Source organism: Streptomyces sp. NPDC004838 (assembly GCF_053600955.1).
The window spans coordinates 403,495-423,620 of the sequence record NZ_JBSGAW010000002.1 but is presented as its reverse complement, the minus strand read 5'-3'; the positions used below and the strand labels follow the sequence as shown (position 1 = coordinate 423,620).

The window sequence follows — 20,126 nt, the reverse complement described above, 5'->3', positions numbered from 1 at the left end:
ACCGTCGCCACACGCCCCGACCACCGGCGTCCCGCCCCGCACCGCCCCGACCGGCCCCGGACCCGGGCCGCCGTGCGCGCGACGCGGAGACCGGCGAACAGCGACAAAACCAGCCAATATTCCGGCACTCCGTGCCTGATTTCGAGGCACGGAATGCCAATTTCGCCTTCCGGAGAAGTTTTACCTCCTAGGACTTTGATCGATCATCGATCAGAGGCTTACAGTCGCATTGGGCAACAACCCCTCCCCCGGTTCGCCGGGGACCCCGCCCTGTCCTGCCAGACAAGGGCACCTTTATCTCCACCCCCCTCCCAGTCCGGAAGGCGGCGACCATGACCGACCTCACAGGCAAGCTTCCGAGCGAGCTCGACCAGCTCCCGGACCGCGACGCCGAGGAGACCGCCGAATGGGCGGCTTCCCTTGACGCCGTCACCCGGCACGCCGGCCCGCATCGTGCCGCGTATCTGATGCGGCGCACGCTCCAGCACGCCGAGGCGGCCGGAGTCCCCGTGCCCAGGCTGCTGGAGACGGATTACGTCAACACCATCCCCACCTCCGCCGAGCCCGCCTTCGACGGCGACGAGGCGATGGAGACCCGTATCGCCGCATGGAACCGCTGGAACGCGGCCGCCATGGTGACGCGCGGCTCCCGGCTCGGCGTAGGCGGCCATATCGCCACCTTCGCCTCCGCCGCCTGGCTCTACGAGACGGGCTTCAACCACTTCTTCCACGGCAAGGAGGGGGAGGGCTCGGGCGACCAGCTGTACATCCAGGGCCACGCCTCCCCCGGCATCTACGCCCGTGCGTTCCTCGACGGCCGTCTCGGCGAGGAGCAACTCGACAACTTCCGCCAGGAAGCGGGCGGGAACGGGCTGCCGTCCTATCCGCACCCGCGCCGGCTGCCCTGGCTCTGGGAGTTCCCCACGGTCTCCATGGGCCTCGGCCCGCTCTCCGCGATCTACCAGGCGCGCTTCAACCGCTACCTCCACAACCGGAGCGTCAAGGACACCTCCGGCTCCCATGTCTGGGCCTTCCTCGGCGACGGCGAGATGGACGAGCCGGAGGCGACGGCGGCCATCGCCCTCGCGGCCCGCGAGCAGCTGGACAATCTGACCTTCGTCATCAACTGCAACCTCCAGCGTCTCGACGGCCCGGTCCGCGCCAACTTCAAGATCGTGCAGGAGCTGGAGGCCCAGTTCCGCGGCGCCGGCTGGAATGTCGTCAAATCGCTGTGGGGCTCCGCCTGGGACGAACTGTTCCAGCTCGACACGACGGGCGCGCTCGTACGCCGCCTCCGCGAGGTCCCGGACGCGCAGTTCCAGACGTACGTCACCCGTGACGTCGCCTACATCCGCGAGCACTTCTTCGGCGCGGAGCCCGCGCTCGTCGAAATGGCGAAGGTCCTGACGGACGCGAAGATCGCCGAGTGCTTCTACACCTCCCGCGGCGGCCACGAGGCCCGCAAGGTGTACACGGCGTACCGGGCGGCCCTCGCCCACAAGGGCGCGCCGACGGTGATCCTCGCGCAGACGGTCAAGGGGCACACCCTCGGCAAGGGTTTCGCGGCGAAGAACGCCAACCACCAGATGAAGAAGCTCACGATCGACGAGTTCAAGGGCATGCGCGATCTGCTCGGACTCCCGATCCCCGACAGCGCTTTCGACGACGGCCTGGTGCCCTACGGCCACCCCGGCGTCGATTCCCCCGAGGTTCGCTACCTCCACGAACGCCGCGCTGCACTCGGCGGTCCCGCCCCCGCCCGCCGAGTGCACGCGGTCACTCTTCCCGCTCCGGACGAACGCGCCTTCAAGGCCCTGTTGAAGGGCTCCGGCACCCAGGAGATGGCCACGACCATGGCGTTCGTACGCCTGGTCAAGGAGCTGATGCGGGACAAGGAGACCGGCAGGCGCTGGGTCCCCATCGTCCCGGACGAGGCCCGCACCTTCGGGATGGAGTCGCTGTTCCCCTCCGCGGGCATCTACTCGCCGCTGGGCCAGACGTACGAGCCGGTCGACCGCGACCAGCTGATGTACTACAAGGAGGCCAAGGACGGCCAGATCCTCAACGAGGGGATCACCGAGGCCGGGGCCATGGCGGACTTCATCGCCGCCTCCACGTCGTACGCGACGCACGGCGAGCCGATGATCCCCTTCTACATCTTCTACTCGATGTTCGGCTGGCAGCGCACCGGCGACCAGATGTGGCAGCTCGCCGACCAGCTCGGCAAGGGCTTCATCGTCGGCGCGACCGCGGGCCGTACGACCCTGACCGGCGAGGGCCTCCAGCACGCCGACGGCCACTCGCATCTGATCGCGGCCACCAACCCGGCGTCCCTCAACTACGACCCGGCGTTCGCGTACGAGATCGCGGTGATCGTCAAGGACGGTCTGCGGAGGATGTTCGGGCCCGAGGCCGAGAACGTCTTCTACTACCTGACCGTCTACAACGAGCCCAAGCATCAGCCCGCGATGCCGGAGGGCGTCGAAGAGGGCATCGTCCGAGGGCTGTACCGCTTCAAGGAGGGCGTCGCTCCGTACCAGGACGCCCCCCGGCTCCAGCTCCTCGCCTCCGGCACGGCGATCCACTGGGCCCTGGAGGCGCAGCAACTGCTCGCCGCCGACTGGGGTGTCACGGCCGATGTCTGGTCCGCGACCTCTTGGGGCGAGCTGCGCCGCGACGCGCTGGAGGCGGACGAGGCGCTGCTGAGGGGCGAGGACCGCACCCCGTACGTCCGGAAGGCGCTGGAGGGCGCGCCGGGGCCGGTGCTCGCGGTCAGCGACTGGATGCGCCAGGTTCCGGATCAGATCAGCCAGTGGGTCGAGCAGGACTGGACCTCACTGGGCACCGACGGCTTCGGTCTGTCGGACACACGGCAGGCGGCCCGCCGGCACTTCGGCGTGGACGCCCAGTCGATCACCGTGGCGGCGCTGGCGCAGTTGGCCCGCCGGGGCGAGATGCCCGCGTCCGCGGTGAAGGAGGCCCGGGAGCGCTACGGGCTCTGACGCTCCCGATGATCACCCCTGGGCGGCTCGCACCACCGTCCGGGGGTGATTCCCCTTTTCTGGTTTCTCTGGTTTCTCTGGTTCTTCCGGTTTTTTCGGTCCTTCCGGTTCCTCCGGCGCGGTTCCGGCGCGTGACCACCGGCGCACGGCCGCCGGCCGCCGGTGCATGGCCACCAGCCATCGGCCATCCACCATCGGCCGTGCGCCGGGGACGATCGGGGATGCTTGACCCTGACACCGTGGCAAGGCATGCACTTGGGGGGTCATGTTCACCATCGGAGACTTCGCCCGGCACGGACGTGTGTCGGCCCGCATGCTGCGTCACTACGACGCGATCGGGCTGCTGCGCCCCGCCCACACCGACCCGTTCACCGGCTACCGCTTCTACACGGCGGCACAGCTCGCCACGCTCAACCGCGTCATCGCGCTCAAGGATCTCGGCTTCACACTCCAACAGGTGCGGCGGATCCTCGACGACCGGGTGAGCACGGAGGAACTGCGCGGCATGCTCATCCTGCGGCGGGCCGAGCTGACGGAGACGGTGACCGCGGCGTCGGCCGGACTGGCCCAGGTCGAGGCGAGGCTCCGTTCCATCGAACGCGAGGGGCGCATGCCCACTGAAGAAGTGATCGTGAAGAACATCCCCGCCGTCCGCGTGGCCGAACTGACGGCCGTCGCGGCGAGCTACGAACCCCACGACATCGGACCGGTCATCAAGCCCTTGTACGAGGAGCTGTTCCGCCGCCTCGACACGGCGGGCGTCACCACGGCCGGCCCCGGCATCGCGTACTACGAGGACACGCCCGAGGACGACGGCTCGGTCCTCGTCCACGCCGCCGTCGCGGTCTCCGCGGAGCCCCGGCCCGGCCCGGACTTCGCGATCGTGGACCTGCCCGCCATCGAGCGGGCGGCGACGATCGTGCACCACGGCTCCCTCGACGCCGTCGTGCCGACCGCCCAGACCCTGGCCCACTGGATCGAGGCGAGCGGCCAGCGGTCGGCCGGGTACGCGCGCGAGGTCACCCTCGAATGCCCCGAGGACATCGAGAAGTGGGTGACGGAGCTACAGGAGCCGCTGGTCTGATACGCCCGGAGGGGCCCCGCCTCCCAGGGGCGGCATCATGGGGTCATGCGCGCTGCCCGCCTCATCAAGATGGTGCTGCTCCTCCAGTCCCGGCCCTCCATGACCGGTACCGAGCTGGCCCGTGAGCTGGAGGTGTCGGAGCGGACCGTCACGCGGGACGCGCTCGCGCTGTCGGAGGCGGGGGTCCCGGTCTACGCGGACCGGGGCCGGGCGGGCGGCTACCGGCTGATCGGCGGCTACCGCACCCGGCTGACCGGCCTCGGCCGCAACGAGGCCGAGGCGCTGTTCCTCTCCGGCCTGCCCGGCGCGCTGCGCGAGATGGGCCTGGAGGACGCGGCGTCCGCGGCCCGGCTGAAGGTTTCGGCCGCACTCCTGCCCTCCCTCAGCGACGCGCCGGACAGCGCCGCCCAGCGCTTCCACCTCGACGCACCCGGCTGGTACCACGAACCGGAGACACCGGGGCTCCTTCCGGCGATCGCCGAGGCGGTGTGGGAGGACCGGCGCGTCCGGGCGACCTACCGCAACCGCCGCGGCGAGAAGGTGGAACGCGAGCTCGAGCCGTACGGTCTCGTGCTCAAGGCGGGCGTCTGGTACCTGTGCGCCAGGGTGGAGGACTCGTTCCGGGTGTACCGGATCGACCGGTTCGCCTCGGTCGGCGCGACGGAACCGGACGGGGTCTTCGAACGGGACCAGGACTTCGATCTGCCGGCCTTCTGGGAGGGGCAGGCGGCCGAGTTCGCGCGTTCCATCCTCCGTGCCGAGGTGGTCATCAGGGTGACGGCGGAGGGCGCGCGGAGGCTGCCGTTCCTCACGGACCGGCTGGCGGCCCGCGAGGCTCTGGAGGCGGCGGAACCCCCGGACGGCGAGGGCCGCGTGACCCTCACCCTGCCGGTCGAGTCCCACGAGGTGGCGTACACGCAGCTCTTCACCCTGGGCCCGGACGTGGAGGTGCTGGAGCCGGCCGCGCTGCGGGCGGAGTTCGCCCGGGCGGCGGCGCGGACGGCGAAGCTGTACGAGTGACGTCGTCCGGGCCGCCGCCCGGCGGCCGTACGGCTGTGCGTACGGCAGGGATCCGGGGCTCCGGCTCCCTGGAACGACGGCGTCGCGGATCCGGCACCCGAGTGCCGTGCCCCCCGGCCACGGCACTCGGCGCGACGTAGAGCCGGTTTCGGTGCGGCGTGCTTCCGTTCCGACGCCGTCGGCGCGGGTCGCGAGCGCCGTCCGGCGGAACGACCGGCGACCGGCGGAACGCACCCGCTGCCCGATCGGCCGCGACCGCTCAGCGGCGGTCGTCCGGTCAGCGGTAGTCGTCCAGCACGGGCCGGTCGCCCGCCTTCTCCGCGAGGATGAACGCCCAGACGTCCGGCCTGCTGCCGTCCGCGTCCGTGACGCCGTACTCCTTGGCGAGCTGCCCGCTGTCGAGCGACTGCCCGTTCCAGCGGTGCCTCCCGGAGTCGGCCGCGAGGGCGGCCACGCCCCGGCCGATGTAGACGGGCGACTCCGAGAGCGCCCAGTGCCGCTCCTTGACGATCCCGTCGCGCCAGTTCTCCTCGGTGAGGCCGAAGATGTCGAGCATCTCCTCGGAGCGGAGGAAGCCCGGTGTGACGGCGACGGCCGTGCAGCCGACGCCCTTCAGCTCCTCGCCGAGGGTGTACGCCATCCGGATCGGGCCGTTCTTGGCCAGGTCGTAGTAGAAGTTCTCACGGAAGCCCTTGTTGGAGCGGGCGGTGCCGTCGGTGACCTCGATGACCAGGCCGCCCGGCTGACGCACCACCAGGGGAACCGCGAGGCTGCTGGTGATGATGTGACTCCGGACACCCAGATCGAGGATTCTCAGCCCGCGCTCCAGATCGACGTCCCACATCCTGGTGTTGAAGTCGACGAGGCCGTTTCCGCCCCAGACGTCGTTGACGAGGATGTCGAGCCGTCCGTGGTCGCGGTCGATCCGGGCGACGAGGTCCCGTACCTGTCCGGCCTCCAGATGATCGGTCGGCACGGCGATGCCGCTGCCTCCCGCCGCGTCGACCAGTTCGGCCGTCTCCTCGATGGTCTCCGTCGACCGGCCCATCTCACTGACCCGTTCACGGGTGGTCCTGCCGGTCACGTAGACCGTCGCGCCCGCCGCTCCCAGTTGTACGGCGATGGCGCGGCCCGCTCCCCGCGTGGCCCCCGCGACCAGGGCGACCTTCCCCGTCAATGCTCCTTGTGTCGTCATGGGAACGACCGTCGCACGGATACCGGACATCTTCTGTCCGGCTTACGCCCGGCGTTCACGCCCCTTGGCCCTCCCGCGCGACGGACGGCATTTCGACGGCTCCGCGTGCGCGGCCCCCGCCCAAGCACGATGCTGGACCCGTGATGGACGAGACGGAGTTCTGGGAGATCGTCGACAGCACCCGCGAGGCCGCCGAGGGCGACCCCGAGGACCAGGCCGACCTGCTGGTGGAACGGCTGCTCCGGCTCGACCCCGACTCCGTACTGGACTTCGCGCGCCACTTCGAGGCCCGCTACAACCGCGCGTACACCTGGGATCTGTGGGGCGCGGCGGCCGTGCTCCTCGCGGGGGCCAGCGACGACGCGTTCGACTACTTCCGCTGCTGGCTGATCGGTCAGGGCCGGGAGGTCTTCGAGGGGGCGCTGCACGACCCGGACTCACTGGCCGAACTGCTCGACGACTTCGACGAGGACGTCGACGGAGACGGCGAGGATCTGGGTTACGCCGCCGACGAGGCGTACGAGCAGCTCACGGGTGTGGTCGCACCGGAACTGGGGATCACACCGCAGACGGCGGAACCGGTGGGCACGCCGTTCGACTTCGACGACGACGCGGCGCTGGCAGGGCGCTTCCCACGGCTCTGGGAGCGCTTCGGCGCCGACTGACGCCGGGCGCGCGGCCGGTGACGCCGTCAGCGGAGGCTACGCCCCATCAGCACATCGTCGACGTACCGGCCGCCGAGCCAGAACTCCCCCGGCAGCACCCCCTCGACGGCGAAGCCCTCGGACTCGTACAGCGCCCGCGCGGGCGTGTTGTGCCCGAGCACCCGCAGGGTGATGCGGACCGCGCCCTGCCGCCGTGCCTCGTCGCACGCGCTCCGGAGCAGCGCCCGGCCGATCCCGCGCCCGCGGCCGGCCGGCGCGACGACGAGTCCCTGTATCTGGCGAACGTGCTGATTGCAGGCGAGCGCGGTGGGGGCCACGACCCGGATGTAGCCGATGAGAGTGCTGCCTCCGCCTTCCGCGCCGCCTCCCTTTCCGGCGGCGGCTCCCTTGCCGGCGGCGGCTCCGTCTTCGGCGACGAGGTAGTCGTCGGGCCGGTGGTTGGAGTCGAAGAAGGGGTCGTACGGAGGCGTCGGCCTCGGTGACACGGCGTGCAGCGTCGACCAGGTCTCCCGGTCGAGCCTTCCGAGGGCCGCCTCATCGGCGCGGCACGCGAGACGTATGGAGGGCGTGGGCGACGTGGGTGACGCGGGCGACTCTGCCATGGGCGCAACTGTGTCATGGAGCCCCGCGGGGGCAGGATGGGCCCATGCGGATCGCGATCACGGGCTCCTCCGGACTCATCGGCACGGCACTGGTGCGCTCACTGCGCTCGGACAGCCACGAGGTGGTGCGCCTGGTGCGGCGTCCCGCTCGGGCCGGGGACGAGGTGGAGTGGGATCCCCACCGGCAGTACGTCGACACGGCCGGCCTGGTGGGCTGCGAGGCCGTCGTGAATCTCGCGGGCGCGGGGGTCGGCGACCGCCGCTGGACCGAGGCGTACCGCAAGGAGATCCGCGACAGCCGCGTCCTCGGCACCGCCGCGATCGCCGAGGCCGTCGCCTCGCTGCACACCCCGCCGAGGGTGCTCCTGTGCGGAAGCGCGATCGGCTACTACGGCGACACCGGGGAGCGCGCGGTGGACGAGAGCGCCCCGCCGGGCGACGGTTTCCTGCCGAACGTCTGCGTGGAGTGGGAGGAGGCGGCCGCTCCCGCGCAGGAGGCGGGCATCCGGACGGCCTTCGCCCGTACGGGCCTCGTCGTCGCCCGCGGCGGCGCGTGGGGCCGGATGTTCCCCCTGTTCAAGGCGGGTCTCGGCGGCCGGGTGGGCGACGGCCGCCAGTACTGGAGCTTCATCTCCCTCCACGACGAGGTCGCCGCCCTGCGCCACATCCTGGACACGGAGTCCCTCTCGGGCCCGGTCAACTGCACGGCCCCGGACCCCGTCCGCAACCGTGACATCACCAAGGCGATGTCCCGCGCCCTCCACCGGCCGGCCCTGTTCGCGGTCCCGGCGGGGGTGCTCCGCCTCGCCCTGGGCGATATGGCCGCCGAGGTCCTCAGCAGCCAGCGCGTCATTCCCACGAAGCTCCTGGAGTCGGGCTTCACCTTCGCCTTCCCCACGATCGACGACTCGATCAGAGCCGCGTTGGCCGCCTCTCTTTAAGGGCTCGGTTCTCCCCCAGACTCCGTCCGGGGGGACCCCCACGGGGCGCTCTGAACGTGCGTCGACAGTCGACCGTGCCCGACCGCTCGTTCCTCACGGCCTCCGCGCGCTCTCCCTCTCGACACCCGCGCGCCCCTCCAGCCCACTCGGCCCCTCTTTTTGGGCTCGCTTCGCCTCCGGGGCGCTCTGAGCGTGCGTCGACAGTCGACCGTGCTCGACCGCTCGTTCCTCGCGGCCTCCGCGCGCTCTCCCTTTCGACACCCGCGCGCCCCTCCAGCTCACTCGCCAGGGAGAACCCCGCACGACGCGCCGCTGCGGCGAACCCGCCGGGGAGACACCCGACCCACGCGGCCCCTCGGCGCACTCGCCGACACGCATCCAACGCGGCACCTCGGCTCACCCGCCGGGGAGAACCCGGCCGGCGCGGCCCTTCCGGTCACCCGCTGGGGGAGCGCCCATCCCGCGTGACCCTCGGCGCACTCGCCTCGCACCGCGCGGACTCCCCCTCCGCCTCGCGAGGCACGTCACCGGACCCCGCTCCCCGATCCGGCCCGATCCAAACGGAAGACCCCGGGCGCGGTACCTCACGGGACCCGGGGCAGTGCCCGAAGGGCCGGCCCCGGGGACCACCCCGCCACCGGCAGGGCACCCCGCGCCCCACCCCCGCCCGAAGAAATGCGCCCCCCACGCAACCATGCCCCACCCATGCGCTCATCGCACCGCGCCCACCCCTCCCTACCCTCGACCCGGACTCCGGCATTTCAGGGGCCTGTTGCGGGGACGAACCCCCGGCAGCCGCGCCGACCTCGGGGAGGGCACGTGCTCATCAGCACCGCTCACAGTGCGGACCACGCGGACGTCATCATCGTCGGAGCCGGCGTCGCCGGTCTCTCGGCGGCCCTTCGGCTGACCAGCGCGGGCGTCAGCGTCAGCGTGCTGGAAGCCGCTCCACGGCCCGGCGGCCGGATGGCCACCGAGGAGATCGACGGATTCCGGCTCGACCGCGTCGGCCAGTTGCTCAACACCTCGTATCCCGGACTGCGCCGCACGACGGGCCTCGAGGACCTGGCTCTGCGGCTGTTCTCACCGGGCGTGCTCGTCCACAGCGGCGGTCGGCTGCACCGCACCGCCGAGACCGTCCGCCGGACGAGAGAGCCGGGGAGCGCACGGGGCGTATTCACCCTCGCACGCGCTCTCGCCAGCGCGCCCCGCCCGCTGGACGAGGCCAGGCTCGGCGCCTCCCTCGCGCGCCTCGCGGGCACGTCGTCGGGGCGGCTGACGGCCCGTCCGGAGCGTTCGGTCTCGGCCGCGCTCGCCGCGCGCGGTCTCCCGCCCCGCACGGTGAACGGTTTCCTCCGCCCCCTGCTGTCCGCCCTGCTCTGCGACCCGGAACTGACGACGTCGAGCCGGTGCGCCGACATCGCCCTGCGCGGATTCGCACGGGGCCGGATGTGCGTCCCGGAGGGCGGCGCGGCGGCCCTGCCGGAACGCCTCGCGGCGGCGCTCCCGCCCGGCACGGTACTCACGGGCGTACGGGTGAAGGACGCCTCCATCAGCCGGGTGAGCACGGAGGAGTACGGCGAACTCACCTGCCGTGCGCTGGTTCTGGCGACCGGCGCGCGAGAGGCGGCGCAACTCCTGCCGGGGCTTCGGGTGCCGCCGTTCCACCAGGTGACGGTCGTGCACCACACCGCGCCGGCCCCGCCGCCGACGGGCGCGGCGCTGGTGCTGGACGCCGACGGGTCCGGTCCGGTCACCCACACGGCGGTGATGAGCGAGGTGGACCCCTCACGGGCTCCGGACGGGCGGGTGCTGATCTCCTCGACGGTCCTGGGCCCGCCGCCCCCGCGTCCGGACCGTGCGGTACGGGAGCAACTCGCGCGCCTGTACGGGGTGTCCACGGACGACTGGAACCTGCTGGCGGTCCACCACACCGCCGAGGCGGTGCCGGCGATGCTCCCGCCCCACGATCCGCGCCGCCCGGTCCGGGTGCTGGCGGGTCTGTACGTCTGCGGGGACCACCGCGACACGGGCACGGTCCAAGGCGCGCTCTTCTCCGGCCGCCGCGCGGCCGACGCGATCCTCCAGGACTTCGCGCTCCGGCCCGGCGCGGAGCAGCCCCCGCTCCCGGCAGCCGCCTGACCCCCGGCCCCGCCCTCCGGGCACCCGCCCCGGAGGGCGACGCCCCACACGCCCCCGGCTCCCGGCCTTCGGTCCCTCCCCGGCGTGGAGCCCGCGCTCCCCCGCCTCACGCCAGCGCGGCCACCCGTTCCCGGTAGTTCCGCACGGCCGCCGCGTCCCGGTAAGGCTCCAGGCGGCGCTCGAAGTCGCGTACGTACTCCAGTGCCCGCACCGACCGCATCTCCGACGCCTGGAGCGCCGCCTCCGCCCCCAGCACGCACGCCCGTTCCAGCTCCCCCAGCCCCAGCCGCGCCGACGCGAGGACCACCCGGCAGAAGAGGCGGCTGCGGGCCAGCCCGTGCGCACGGAGCGACAGCGAGCGTTCCGCGTGCTGCACCGCAGGCCGGTACTGCTGGAGGTCCCGGTGGCAGTGCCCGAACTCGTCCGCCATCTGCGCCTCGTCGAAGAACCGGGCCCAGTACGGCACCTCGTCCCCCGGCCGGGCCGCCTCCAGCGCCCGTTCGGCCCGGATGAGGGAGGCCGTACAGGCCCGTGCCTCCCCGAGCACCCCGTGCCCCCGCGCCTCGACGGCGTGGAGCAGCGCCTGGACCACGGGCGGCGCGGCCGGCCCCAGCCCCTGCTGGGCGACGCGGGTGAGTTGTACGGCCTCCCGGCCGTGGCCCAGATAGACCGCCTGGCGGCTCATGGTGACCAGGACGAACGATCCGTACGCCCGGTCCCCCGCCGCCTGCGCGAGCCGCAGCGCCTGGACGAAGTAGCGCTGGGCGAGTCCGTGCGCCGCGATGTCGTACGAGGTCCAGCCGGCCAGCCGGGTCAGATCGGCGACCGCGGCGAAGAGCCTCCGCCCGGTCACCTCCCCGTAGGTTCCGCGCAGCATCGGCTCGGCCTCGTGTTCGAGATACCGCACCAGGGCCTGGCGCGCGTGCCCGCCGCCGTACGCGCTGTCGAGCGTGCGGAACAGTTCGCCGACCGACCGGAGCGCCGCGATGTCGCCGCTGGAGACGCGCTGTCCGGGACTCCGGTCCGCGGTCCGGTCGTTGGTGCGCTGCCGGGGGACGCCCCCACTCCCCAGTACGGGGATCCGCACGGCCCCGCCGTCGCGCCGGACACCGCCACCCCCAGGCCCACCGGCACTCGCCCCCGCGGCGGCCCCCGCACCCGGCCCCACACCCGCACCGACCCCCGCGGCTGCTCCTCCCGCACCGACCCCGACGCCCAAGACGGCGTCGCCCCGGCCGACCCGCTCGTCCGCGCGCCCGATGAGCCAGTCACGGCTGGGGACGACGAGTCCCGCCGGGGTGAAGGCGATCTTCCGCAGTTCCGCATGGCTGCCGGAGTCCTTGCGCCACAGCCCGCCGACGATGTCGACGGCCTCCTCCGGCGTGGACGCGAACTCCAGCCCCGCGTAGACGGGCGCGCACGCGTCGAGCCCGAGGTCCTGCGCCGAGAGCCGCCGCCCGAGCCTTCTGGTGAACACCTCGGCGATCAGCGCCGGGGTCGTCCCTCGTGGCTGCTGGCCGCGGAGCCAGCGGGTCACGGAGGTCTTGTCGTAGCGCAGATCCAGCCCGTGTTCGAGTCCGAGCTGATCCACCCTGCGGGCGAGCCCGGCGTTGGAGAAACCGGCCTCCGCGATGAGGGCGGCCAACTGGCGGTTCGGGGTGCGCTGGGGGGGTTGTTCCGTCATCAGCTGTGCGGTCTCCTGCCTTCCGGGCCGCTCGCAGCCCACATGGAACGGCGCGAATTTAGCGGCCCCCGCCGTCCGGACCCGCACCTTCGCCCGAGCTTCATCCGAACGTGTGAGGATTGAGGGCCCCGCTGACAGCAGGCCCCTTCCCGCCGTCCGGACGGCGGGCCGCCGTACAGTGGCTGGGGCGTGCGGTACGTGCAGGCCGAGGGTTTCAAGGGAGGCAGTGCCTTGAGTGAGCTGCGGTTCGTCCGGCTGGGCTTCGGTGAGGAAGCGGTCGAGTACCAGGAGGCGTGGCAGAAGCAGCGCGAGGTCCACGCAGCCCGATTCGCGGATGTGATTCCGGACACCTGTCTGCTGCTGGAGCATCCGCCCGTCTACACGGCCGGGCGGCGCACGGACGACAGTGAACGCCCGCTGGACGGCACCCCTGTGATCGACGTGGACCGCGGCGGGAAGATCACCTGGCACGGTCCGGGGCAGTTGGTGGGGTACCCCATCCTGAAGCTGCCCCGCCCGGTCGACGTCGTCGCGCACGTACGCCGGATCGAGGATGCCCTGATCCGCGCCTGCGCCGAGTTCGGCGTGGAGACCAGCAGGGTCGAGGGCCGCAGCGGTGTGTGGGTGCTGGGCGACCCTCTCGAGGAGCGCCCGTCGACCGGCGGTCTCTCCCTGGACTTCGACCCGCGGCTGCGGGACGAGGAGTTCGACCCCCGCCTGAACGGCCCGGAGTACGCCCCCTCCAACGCCGGCCAGCGCCGCGAGGACCGCAAGCTGGCCGCCATCGGCATCCGTATCGCCAAGGGCGTCTCCATGCACGGCTTCGCGCTCAATGTGAACCCGGACAACACCTGGTTCGACAAGATCGTGCCGTGCGGGATCCGGGACGCGGGCGTGGCGTCCCTCGCCGTCGAACTGGGCCGCGACATCACGATCGCCGAGGTGCTGCCGGTGGTGGAGAAGCATCTGCGGGACGTCCTGGAGAACGCGGATCCGCGGCCGAGGGCGGTCGAAGCGGCGCTCTGAACCGATGAGACCGATGAGGAAGTCCGGTGAACGCCTCACGGCGGGCGCCGGATGGAGGCCCGGAGGGAAGCCGGGTGAAGGCCCTGGCGGGAAACGGCTCGGGAATGGCCCCTCGCGTCGGCGGGTTGGCTTGAAGTGAGGCCGAACAATTGACGGGCGTACTCTGGTGTGCGCCGCAGAATCGAATGCCGCGATAGCAGAAAGGGGCGCCACGTGTCCGCTGTCGCACCCGACGGACGCAAAATGCTGCGCCTGGAGGTCCGGAACAGCCAGACCCCCATCGAGCGCAAGCCCGAGTGGATCAAGACCCGGGCGAAGATGGGCCCCGAGTACACCCAGATGCAGAAGCTCGTGAAGAGCGAGGGACTGCACACGGTGTGCCAGGAAGCCGGCTGTCCCAACATCTACGAATGCTGGGAGGACCGCGAGGCCACCTTCCTCATCGGCGGCGATCAGTGCACGCGCCGCTGCGACTTCTGCCAGATCGACACGGGCAAGCCCCAGGCGCTCGACCGTGACGAACCGCGCCGGGTCGGCGAATCCGTCGTCACCATGGACCTGAACTACGCCACGATCACCGGCGTCGCCCGTGACGACCTGGCGGACGGCGGAGCCTGGCTGTACGCGGAGACCGTACGCCAGATCCACGCCCAGACGGCGGACCGCGCGGACGGTCACACCAAGGTCGAACTGCTGGCCCCCGACTTCAACGCGGTGCCGGAGCTGCTGGCCGAGGTCTTCTCCTCCCGCCCCGAGGTCTTCGCGCACAATGTCGAGACCGTGCCGCGGATCTTCAAGCGGATCCGTCCCGGTTTCCGTTATGAGCGCTCCCTCGATGTCATCACGCGGGCCCGCGAGGCGGGCCTGGTCACCAAGTCGAACCTCATCCTGGGCATGGGCGAGGAGCGCGCGGAGGTCAGCGAGGCCCTGCGCCAGCTGCACGAGGCGGGCTGCGAACTGATCACGATCACGCAGTATCTGCGGCCCTCCGTTCGCCACCATCCGGTGGAGCGCTGGGTGAAGCCCCATGAGTTCGTGGAGCTCAAGGACGAGGCCGAGCAGATCGGCTTCTCCGGAGTGATGTCGGGCCCGCTGGTCCGTTCGTCGTACCGGGCGGGGCGGCTGTACGGCCAGGCGATGGAGCGTCGCGGCCAGGCCGTGGCGTAAGGGCTGTCCCGGAGTCCGACGGCGAGGCGGCGGGACTCCGCGCTGTGTGAATTCAGGCACAAATGAATACCGTCAGGTAACATCAGATGGAACGCGGTCCGCACGCCCCCGCAGGTCGGGGTGGTGTACGGGCCGCGTCATCGTTTCCGGGCGGGGCGTAAAGGTTTCATCGGTGTTTGACCGCCCCGTCACTGCCTGGTAACACCAATCGGTAACCCTGGTTCTACGCACCGCACGCGACCCCTCCCCCACCGACCACGAGCGAACGGGCACCGCGCACACCCCGTCGCCGTCGCCCGTACCGCGCGTCATCCGGATCCCGTCGTCATCCACACCCGAAGGGGGCCTCGACCATGCAGGCAGCGCCAGTACGTCCCGTACGCGCAACCGCCATCCCGTCCGTGACCGATGCGCTGCGCGCCGTGGAGTCGCTGTTCCTCGGCGGCGGACAGCGCACCGCCCGCCGCAACGCGTGGACGGCCGTCCTGGAGGACCGCCGCCGGGCCAGGGACCGCGTCGAGGCGCTCCAGGTACAGGAGGCCGTGGCCCACCGCGCTTCCCGGGCCACGTAAACTTCGTTGTATGGCGAGGAAGGCAAACTCCGACAGCACTGACGCTGCTGCGAACCCCGGGCGACTCAAGCAGATCGCTCTGACCTACAAGATGACCCGCAAGGCCGATCCGAAGATCGGTCTGGTCATCGCGGCCGTGGGAATCGTCACCTTCGGTGTCTTCCTCGGGATCGGTCTCCTGATCGACTACCCGGTCTATCTCGGGATCCTGGGCTTCCTGCTCGCGTTCCTGGCGATGGCCATCATCTTCGGCCGCCGCGCCGAGAGGGCCGCCTTCGGCCAGATGGAGGGCCAGCCGGGCGCGGCAGCCGCCGTTCTGCAGAACGTGGGCCGGGGCTGGACGACGACCCCCGCGGTGGCGATGAACCGCAGCCAGGACGTGGTGCACCGGGCCGTGGGCCGGGCCGGCATCGTCCTGGTCGCCGAGGGCAATCCGAACCGGCTGAAGTCGCTGCTGGCGGCCGAGAAGAAGCGGATGGCGCGCATCGTGCTGGATGTGCCGGTGCACGACATCGTCGTGGGCACGGGCGAGGGCCAGGTGCCGCTGAAGAAGGTCCGTACGACCATGCTGAAGCTGCCCCGTGTGCTCACCGGCCCGCAGGTCACCGCGGCGAACGACCGGCTCCGCGCGATGGGCGACCTGATGAGCAACATGCCGCTGCCGAAGGGCCCCATGCCCAAGGGCATGAGGATGCCGCGCGGCGGCCCGAAGATGCGCTGAGTCCGGCGATGCGCCGGGGCCTTCGGGCCCCGGTCCCCGGCTCGGTCGAAGACGCGGAAGGGGCGCTCCGGACATCCGGAGCGCCCCTTCCGCGTACGTCCTCTGACTCGTACCGGCTCGTACTGGCTCGTACGTCCTCCGGTCAGATCCGGACCTGTGCGGCGCGGGCGAAGCGGTCGTGCAGTCCGCGTCCGTCGCGGTCCCAGATGAGGGCCGGGAGCGCCAGACAGAGCAGCACGCTCCGGAGCACCACCCTGCCGAAACCGAGCTGGCCGCCGTCCACGGAGGCGACACGGAGCCCGAAGATCCGCTTGCCGGGAGTAAAGCCGATGGTGCCGACGGTGAGCACGCTCAGTACGAGGAAGACGCCGAGCGCCCAGTTCCCCGCGGCCTGGCGGTCGCCGTCGGCGAAGAACGCGTAGGCGATCAGGAGACAGAGCCCCCAGTCCACGAAGAGGGCGCCGAAGCGCCTTCCGAGCGGGGCCATGGCGCCCGGCCCCTCCTGCGGCAGACCGAGCCGCTGGCCGCGGTACCCGAAGTCGGCGCCCATGTCCTCGGCCGCCGCGCGCGGCCCGGAGAGCCATGATCCGATTACTTGCCTGTTGTCCACCCGTCCACGGTACTGCGCCCTGGACGGTCCCCTTCCGGCCGGGTCTCCCGGAGTGACGTAGGCGACGTTCACACCGGTCCGGTTAACTTGTGCGAAACAATTGGGTCATGCTGGAGAAATCCCATCTGCCTATGGTCGGTTCCTGCGTGTGCCACCGCACTGGCCGCACGGACGAGTTTCAACCCCGCCCCATCCCCGGGTCGGGAGTAGGAGGAGTTGGATGTTCCAGAACGCCGACGAAGCGAAGAAGTACATCGCCGACGAGGATGTGAAGTTCATCGACGTCCGGTTCTGCGACCTGCCGGGCGTGATGCAGCACTTCACCATCCCGGCCTCGGTGTTCGACCCGACCGAGGAGCTGGCCTTCGACGGCTCGTCGATCCGCGGTTTCCAGGCCATCCACGAGTCCGACATGGCGCTCCGCGCGGACCTGTCGACGGCGCGGCTGGACCCCTTCCGCCGCGACAAGACGGTCAACATCAACTTCTTCATCCACGACCCGATCACGGGCGAGCAGTACAGCCGTGACCCGCGCAACATCGCGAAGAAGGCGGAGACCTACCTCGCCTCGACCGGGATCGCGGACACCGCGTACTTCGGGCCGGAGGCGGAGTTCTACGTCTTCGACTCCGTACGCTTCAACACCTCCGCCAACGAGGGCTTCTACCACATCGACTCCGAGGCGGGCGCCTGGAACACGGGCGCGGTCGAGGACAACCGCGGCTACAAGGTCCGCTACAAGGGCGGTTACTTCCCGGCCCCGCCGGTCGACCACTTCGCCGACCTGCGCGCCGAGATCTCCCTGGAGCTGGACCGGCAGGGCCTCCAGGTCGAGCGCCAGCACCACGAGGTGGGCACGGCCGGCCAGGCGGAGATCAACTACAAGTTCAACACGCTGCTGGCCGCCGCGGACGACCTGATGCTCTTCAAGTACATCGTGAAGAACGTCGCCTGGCGCAACGGCAAGACCGCGACCTTCATGCCGAAGCCGATCTTCGGCGACAACGGCTCGGGCATGCACGTCCACCAGTCCCTGTGGCAGGGCGGCGTTCCCCTCTTCTACGACGAGCAGGGCTACGCGGGCCTGTCGGACACCGCCCGCTACTACATCGGCGGCATCCTCAAGCACGCCCCCTCGCTGCTCGCCTTCACCAACCCGACGGTGAACTCCTACCACCGTCTGGTCCCCGGCTTCGAGGCCCCGGTCAACCTGGTCTACTCGCAGCGCAACCGCTCCGCCGCGATGCGCATCCCGATCACGGGCTCCAACCCGAAGGCCAAGCGCGTCGAATTCCGCGCCCCCGACCCGTCCTCCAACCCGTACCTGGCCTTCTCGGCCCTTCTCCTCGCGGGCATCGACGGCGTCAAGAACAAGATCGAGCCGGCCGAGCCGATCGACAAGGACCTCTACGAACTGGCCCCCGAGGAGCACGCGAGCGTCCCCCAGGTCCCGACCTCCCTCCCCGCGGTGCTCGACGCCCTGGAGGCGGACAACGAGTACCTGCAGGCGGGCGGCGTCTTCACGGCTGACCTGATCGAGACGTGGATCGACTACAAGCGGACGAACGAGATCGCCCCGATCCAGCTCCGTCCGCACCCGCACGAGTTCGAGCTGTACTTCGACATTTAGGAACGTCCCAGGTCAGAGCGGCTTTTCGCTCCCCTGGGCCGTCCATGGGCCGTCGGCCGTGCGCTCCGCTCACCGGAGCCACGGCCGACGGCCCTTTTACGGGCCGCGTTTACCCTGCGGCTTGCTCCGCTTCCTCCCCTTGGTCGTCGTCTACGGGAACGCTGAACATCGCGTCGATGGCGTTGCGGGCGCGTGCCTGGCTGTTCGGCATCAGGTGCGTGTACGTCCGGAGCGTGAAGCCCGGATCTGAGTGACCCAGGTACTCGGCAAGGGCCTTGATGTTCTCCCCCGCGTCCAGCAAGACGGAGGCGTAGAAGTGCCTGAGCGCGTGCATACCGTGCTCGCGCGACGCCTCGAACCGCTCCCCCGGCTCACGCTCCGGGATGACGCCTGCGGAGACGAGAGCGGGCTTCCATAGATGCATGTTGAAGTAGTTCCGGTTCAACGGCTTCCGCTCCCGCGAGTAAAAGAGCAGTGCCACCGTGACGGGCGGCCCGTCCGGGGTCTTCCACGGCAGCGTGACTTCGATCGGCGGCCGACGGGTGATGTGTGCGGCCAGGGCGTACGACACCGCATCAGACAGGGGCACATCCCGCAGCTTGCCGCCCTTGGGCGGGGCGAACACGAGATGCGAACCCACCATCTTGACCTGTCGCACGACGTGGACGACTCCCCCGAGGAAGTCGACCTCATCAGGTGCCAGCCCGAAGACTTCACCCTGCCGCAGCCCGCAGCCCGCGCCCGCGTCGACAAGCGTCTGATACTCGTTCGGTAGTCCAGCCCGTACCTTGAAGACCCGCTCACGAGTCCACGGCTTGAGCTTCCGCGCGTCCAGCTTGGGCGCGCGGACGGAGCCAGCGCGGCAGGGGTTGCGCACGATGATGCCGTCGTCCATGGCCGCGCCGAACGCTGCGGACACGTTGGCGAAGACGACGCGCTGGTACGACGCGGCCATGCCAGAGTCCTTCAACGCACGCGCCCAAGCTCGGATGTGCCCCGGCTGGAACGCACTCAGCGAGCGGGACCCGATGTACGGGAAGACGTGGAGCCGGAACCGCAGTTCCATAGCCGTAATCGTGGCCACGTCCGTCGTCGCAGAGGCCAGCCAGCCCGTGGTGAACTGCTGGAACGTCACCTTCCCCGCCGACGGGTCGACGTACTGGCCACGTGTCATATCGGCCGCGATCTGCGTAAGCCAGGACTCGGCAAGCCGCTTCTGCCTGTCAGGGAACGACCGGCTGCGCTCGTTCCCGTCCGGTGCCATGTATCGGGCGCGGTATCGCAGTCCGGTGCCGTAGCGGTCGGTTTTGACTCGGGTGGTCTTGCCGTCGGTGTTGGTTTCGGTCTTGTACCAGCGGTCTTGGATGTGGCCTGCCATGCAGTGGTGTCCCTTCGGTGCATGAAGAGGCCCGTGGCGCTCCGGTGAGAGCGCCACGGGCTGAGGTGGTGTCAGGCTGCTGTTGCGTTGCTCTGGTGGGTGACCCAGTCGCGGACGGCGGCGGGGTCGTAGCGCACGTATTTGCCGATGCGGAAGCCGGGCGGGCCGGATCGCTTCTTGCGCCACTGGTAGACGGTTTCAAGGGGGACGCCGAAGAGGGCGGCGATGTCCTCGGGGGTGAGATAGCGGTCGGGAAGGCCGGACCGGAGCGTTGCGCGGGGGTCGGCCGGAGGATGGGCGGTCGCGCTCAAGGCGTCCTCCGCGGGGTGGCTGATGTGTCCGAAGCTGGGATTTCTGCGTCACCGCGTCATCTGCGTCAATCCCGCTTCTGACCTGCGACTTTCGGTGACGCAGCCAGGTTCGGGCTGCGTCACCGGTGACACAGGCTCGCGTCACGGGGTGACGCGGTGACGCAGGGGTGACGCAGGATTCGGTCTCTGCGTCACGGCCTTTGCCGCAGGTCACCGGCCGTCTGTCGGGTGCTGGTGACGCGGGTGACGCAGCGCTTCCCTTCTTAGGAAAAAAGGGGGGGTGGTGTCTGTGGTGGTGCGTCGCTCGCTCAGGGCGTGAAGAAGGGGCCGCTTCGCGGCGCGACCTTTGCAGGGCGGCTTGCGCCGCCGGAGGAGC

At 70.7% G+C, this 20,126-nt stretch carries 17 protein-coding genes; 11 read left to right on the top strand and 6 right to left on the bottom strand.

From position 1 onward, the window contains the following. The first annotated feature begins 332 nt into the window (after positions 1–332). From aceE to ACWEFL_RS04200, 3 genes are all read left to right on the top strand, one after another. Positions 333–3,002, top strand: a complete 2,670-nt coding sequence (gene aceE / locus ACWEFL_RS04210) for a pyruvate dehydrogenase (acetyl-transferring), homodimeric type (protein WP_451707115.1) — start codon at positions 333–335, stop codon at positions 3,000–3,002. Between the two features lie 265 nt (positions 3,003–3,267). After that, complete coding sequence (locus ACWEFL_RS04205; protein WP_451707112.1) at positions 3,268–4,086, top strand: MerR family transcriptional regulator; 819 nt, start codon at positions 3,268–3,270, stop codon at positions 4,084–4,086. A 45-nt stretch (positions 4,087–4,131) separates the two neighbouring features. After that, positions 4,132–5,106, top strand: a complete 975-nt coding sequence (locus ACWEFL_RS04200; RefSeq protein ID WP_451707111.1) for a helix-turn-helix transcriptional regulator — start codon at positions 4,132–4,134, stop codon at positions 5,104–5,106. A 277-nt stretch (positions 5,107–5,383) separates the two neighbouring features. On the opposite strand, the gene ACWEFL_RS04195 is transcribed toward ACWEFL_RS04200, so the two are convergent. Continuing rightward, on the bottom strand, positions 5,384–6,301 hold the full coding sequence (locus ACWEFL_RS04195; RefSeq protein WP_451707107.1) for an SDR family oxidoreductase: 918 nt from the start codon (positions 6,299–6,301) through the stop codon (positions 5,384–5,386). Positions 6,302–6,444: 143 nt separating this feature from the next. Here ACWEFL_RS04195 and ACWEFL_RS04190 point away from each other — a divergent pair, with 143 nt between their 5' ends. Next, the gene (locus ACWEFL_RS04190) at positions 6,445–6,966 is read left to right on the top strand and encodes a DUF4240 domain-containing protein (RefSeq protein ID WP_451707322.1); all 522 of its coding nucleotides are present in this window, start codon (positions 6,445–6,447) and stop codon (positions 6,964–6,966) included. 26 nt (positions 6,967–6,992) lie between these two features. On the opposite strand, the gene ACWEFL_RS04185 is transcribed toward ACWEFL_RS04190, so the two are convergent. Beyond that, a complete protein-coding gene (locus tag ACWEFL_RS04185; protein WP_451707105.1) occupies positions 6,993–7,568 on the bottom strand; it encodes an N-acetyltransferase family protein in 576 nt (191 codons plus the stop codon). 44 nt (positions 7,569–7,612) lie between these two features. Between ACWEFL_RS04185 and ACWEFL_RS04180 the strand changes: the two genes are divergently transcribed. Both ACWEFL_RS04180 and ACWEFL_RS04175 read left to right on the top strand, forming a co-directional pair. After that, positions 7,613–8,509, top strand: coding sequence for a TIGR01777 family oxidoreductase (locus ACWEFL_RS04180; protein ID WP_451707102.1), 897 nt, complete (start codon positions 7,613–7,615; stop codon positions 8,507–8,509). 819 nt (positions 8,510–9,328) lie between these two features. After that, complete coding sequence (locus tag ACWEFL_RS04175; protein WP_451707099.1) at positions 9,329–10,651, top strand: NAD(P)/FAD-dependent oxidoreductase; 1,323 nt, start codon at positions 9,329–9,331, stop codon at positions 10,649–10,651. A gap of 106 nt (positions 10,652–10,757) precedes the next feature. Here ACWEFL_RS04175 and ACWEFL_RS04170 read toward each other — a convergent pair whose 3' ends face one another. After that, positions 10,758–12,335: a regulator gene (locus ACWEFL_RS04170; RefSeq protein WP_451707096.1), complete on the bottom strand. Its 1,578-nt coding sequence runs from the start codon at positions 12,333–12,335 to the stop codon at positions 10,758–10,760. Positions 12,336–12,566: 231 nt separating this feature from the next. Here ACWEFL_RS04170 and lipB point away from each other — a divergent pair, with 231 nt between their 5' ends. The 4 genes from lipB to ACWEFL_RS04150 all read left to right on the top strand — a co-directional run bounded on the left by lipB (position 12,567) and on the right by ACWEFL_RS04150 (position 15,821). Next, the gene (gene lipB, locus ACWEFL_RS04165; protein ID WP_451707093.1) at positions 12,567–13,361 is read left to right on the top strand and encodes a lipoyl(octanoyl) transferase LipB; all 795 of its coding nucleotides are present in this window, start codon (positions 12,567–12,569) and stop codon (positions 13,359–13,361) included. A 213-nt stretch (positions 13,362–13,574) separates the two neighbouring features. Continuing rightward, a complete protein-coding gene (gene lipA, locus ACWEFL_RS04160; RefSeq protein WP_451707092.1) occupies positions 13,575–14,528 on the top strand; it encodes a lipoyl synthase in 954 nt (317 codons plus the stop codon). Between the two features lie 353 nt (positions 14,529–14,881). Then, positions 14,882–15,100: an SCO2195 family GlnR-regulated protein gene (locus ACWEFL_RS04155; RefSeq protein WP_451707089.1), complete on the top strand. Its 219-nt coding sequence runs from the start codon at positions 14,882–14,884 to the stop codon at positions 15,098–15,100. Positions 15,101–15,110: 10 nt separating this feature from the next. Continuing rightward, positions 15,111–15,821, top strand: a complete 711-nt coding sequence (locus tag ACWEFL_RS04150; RefSeq protein ID WP_451707086.1) for a DUF4191 domain-containing protein — start codon at positions 15,111–15,113, stop codon at positions 15,819–15,821. 142 nt (positions 15,822–15,963) lie between these two features. Here the strand turns inward: ACWEFL_RS04150 and ACWEFL_RS04145 are convergent, their stop codons facing one another. After that, the gene (locus tag ACWEFL_RS04145) at positions 15,964–16,431 is read right to left on the bottom strand and encodes an RDD family protein (protein ID WP_451707083.1); all 468 of its coding nucleotides are present in this window, start codon (positions 16,429–16,431) and stop codon (positions 15,964–15,966) included. A gap of 220 nt (positions 16,432–16,651) precedes the next feature. On the opposite strand from ACWEFL_RS04145, the gene glnA reads away from it, so the two are divergent. Further along, entirely contained in the window at positions 16,652–18,061 is a 1,410-nt protein-coding gene (glnA, locus tag ACWEFL_RS04140) for a type I glutamate--ammonia ligase (RefSeq protein WP_451707080.1), read from the top strand. Between the two features lie 109 nt (positions 18,062–18,170). On the opposite strand, the gene ACWEFL_RS04135 is transcribed toward glnA, so the two are convergent. Together ACWEFL_RS04135 and ACWEFL_RS04130 are read right to left on the bottom strand one after the other, a co-directional pair. Further along, the gene (locus ACWEFL_RS04135; RefSeq protein ID WP_451707077.1) at positions 18,171–19,439 is read right to left on the bottom strand and encodes a tyrosine-type recombinase/integrase; all 1,269 of its coding nucleotides are present in this window, start codon (positions 19,437–19,439) and stop codon (positions 18,171–18,173) included. Positions 19,440–19,510: 71 nt separating this feature from the next. Further along, entirely contained in the window at positions 19,511–19,750 is a 240-nt protein-coding gene (locus ACWEFL_RS04130; protein ID WP_451707074.1) for a helix-turn-helix domain-containing protein, read from the bottom strand. Positions 19,751–20,126 lie beyond the last annotated feature (376 nt).

What these genes read in the sequence shown, in the direction of transcription:
- aceE (WP_451707115.1), top strand. Translation starts at nt 333, where the DNA reads ATGACCGACCTCACAGGCAAGCTTCCGAGCGAGCTCGACCAGCTCCCG.
- ACWEFL_RS04205 (WP_451707112.1), top strand. Translation starts at nt 3,268, where the DNA reads ATGTTCACCATCGGAGACTTCGCCCGGCACGGACGTGTGTCGGCCCGC.
- ACWEFL_RS04200 (WP_451707111.1), top strand. Translation starts at nt 4,132, where the DNA reads ATGCGCGCTGCCCGCCTCATCAAGATGGTGCTGCTCCTCCAGTCCCGG.
- ACWEFL_RS04195 (WP_451707107.1), bottom strand. Translation starts at nt 6,301, where the DNA reads ATGACGACACAAGGAGCATTGACGGGGAAGGTCGCCCTGGTCGCGGGG.
- ACWEFL_RS04190 (WP_451707322.1), top strand. Translation starts at nt 6,445, where the DNA reads ATGGACGAGACGGAGTTCTGGGAGATCGTCGACAGCACCCGCGAGGCC.
- ACWEFL_RS04185 (WP_451707105.1), bottom strand. Translation starts at nt 7,568, where the DNA reads ATGGCAGAGTCGCCCGCGTCACCCACGTCGCCCACGCCCTCCATACGT.
- ACWEFL_RS04180 (WP_451707102.1), top strand. Translation starts at nt 7,613, where the DNA reads ATGCGGATCGCGATCACGGGCTCCTCCGGACTCATCGGCACGGCACTG.
- ACWEFL_RS04170 (WP_451707096.1), bottom strand. Translation starts at nt 12,335, where the DNA reads ATGACGGAACAACCCCCCCAGCGCACCCCGAACCGCCAGTTGGCCGCC.
- ACWEFL_RS04155 (WP_451707089.1), top strand. Translation starts at nt 14,882, where the DNA reads ATGCAGGCAGCGCCAGTACGTCCCGTACGCGCAACCGCCATCCCGTCC.
- ACWEFL_RS04150 (WP_451707086.1), top strand. Translation starts at nt 15,111, where the DNA reads ATGGCGAGGAAGGCAAACTCCGACAGCACTGACGCTGCTGCGAACCCC.
- glnA (WP_451707080.1), top strand. Translation starts at nt 16,652, where the DNA reads ATGTTCCAGAACGCCGACGAAGCGAAGAAGTACATCGCCGACGAGGAT.
- ACWEFL_RS04135 (WP_451707077.1), bottom strand. Translation starts at nt 19,439, where the DNA reads ATGGCAGGCCACATCCAAGACCGCTGGTACAAGACCGAAACCAACACC.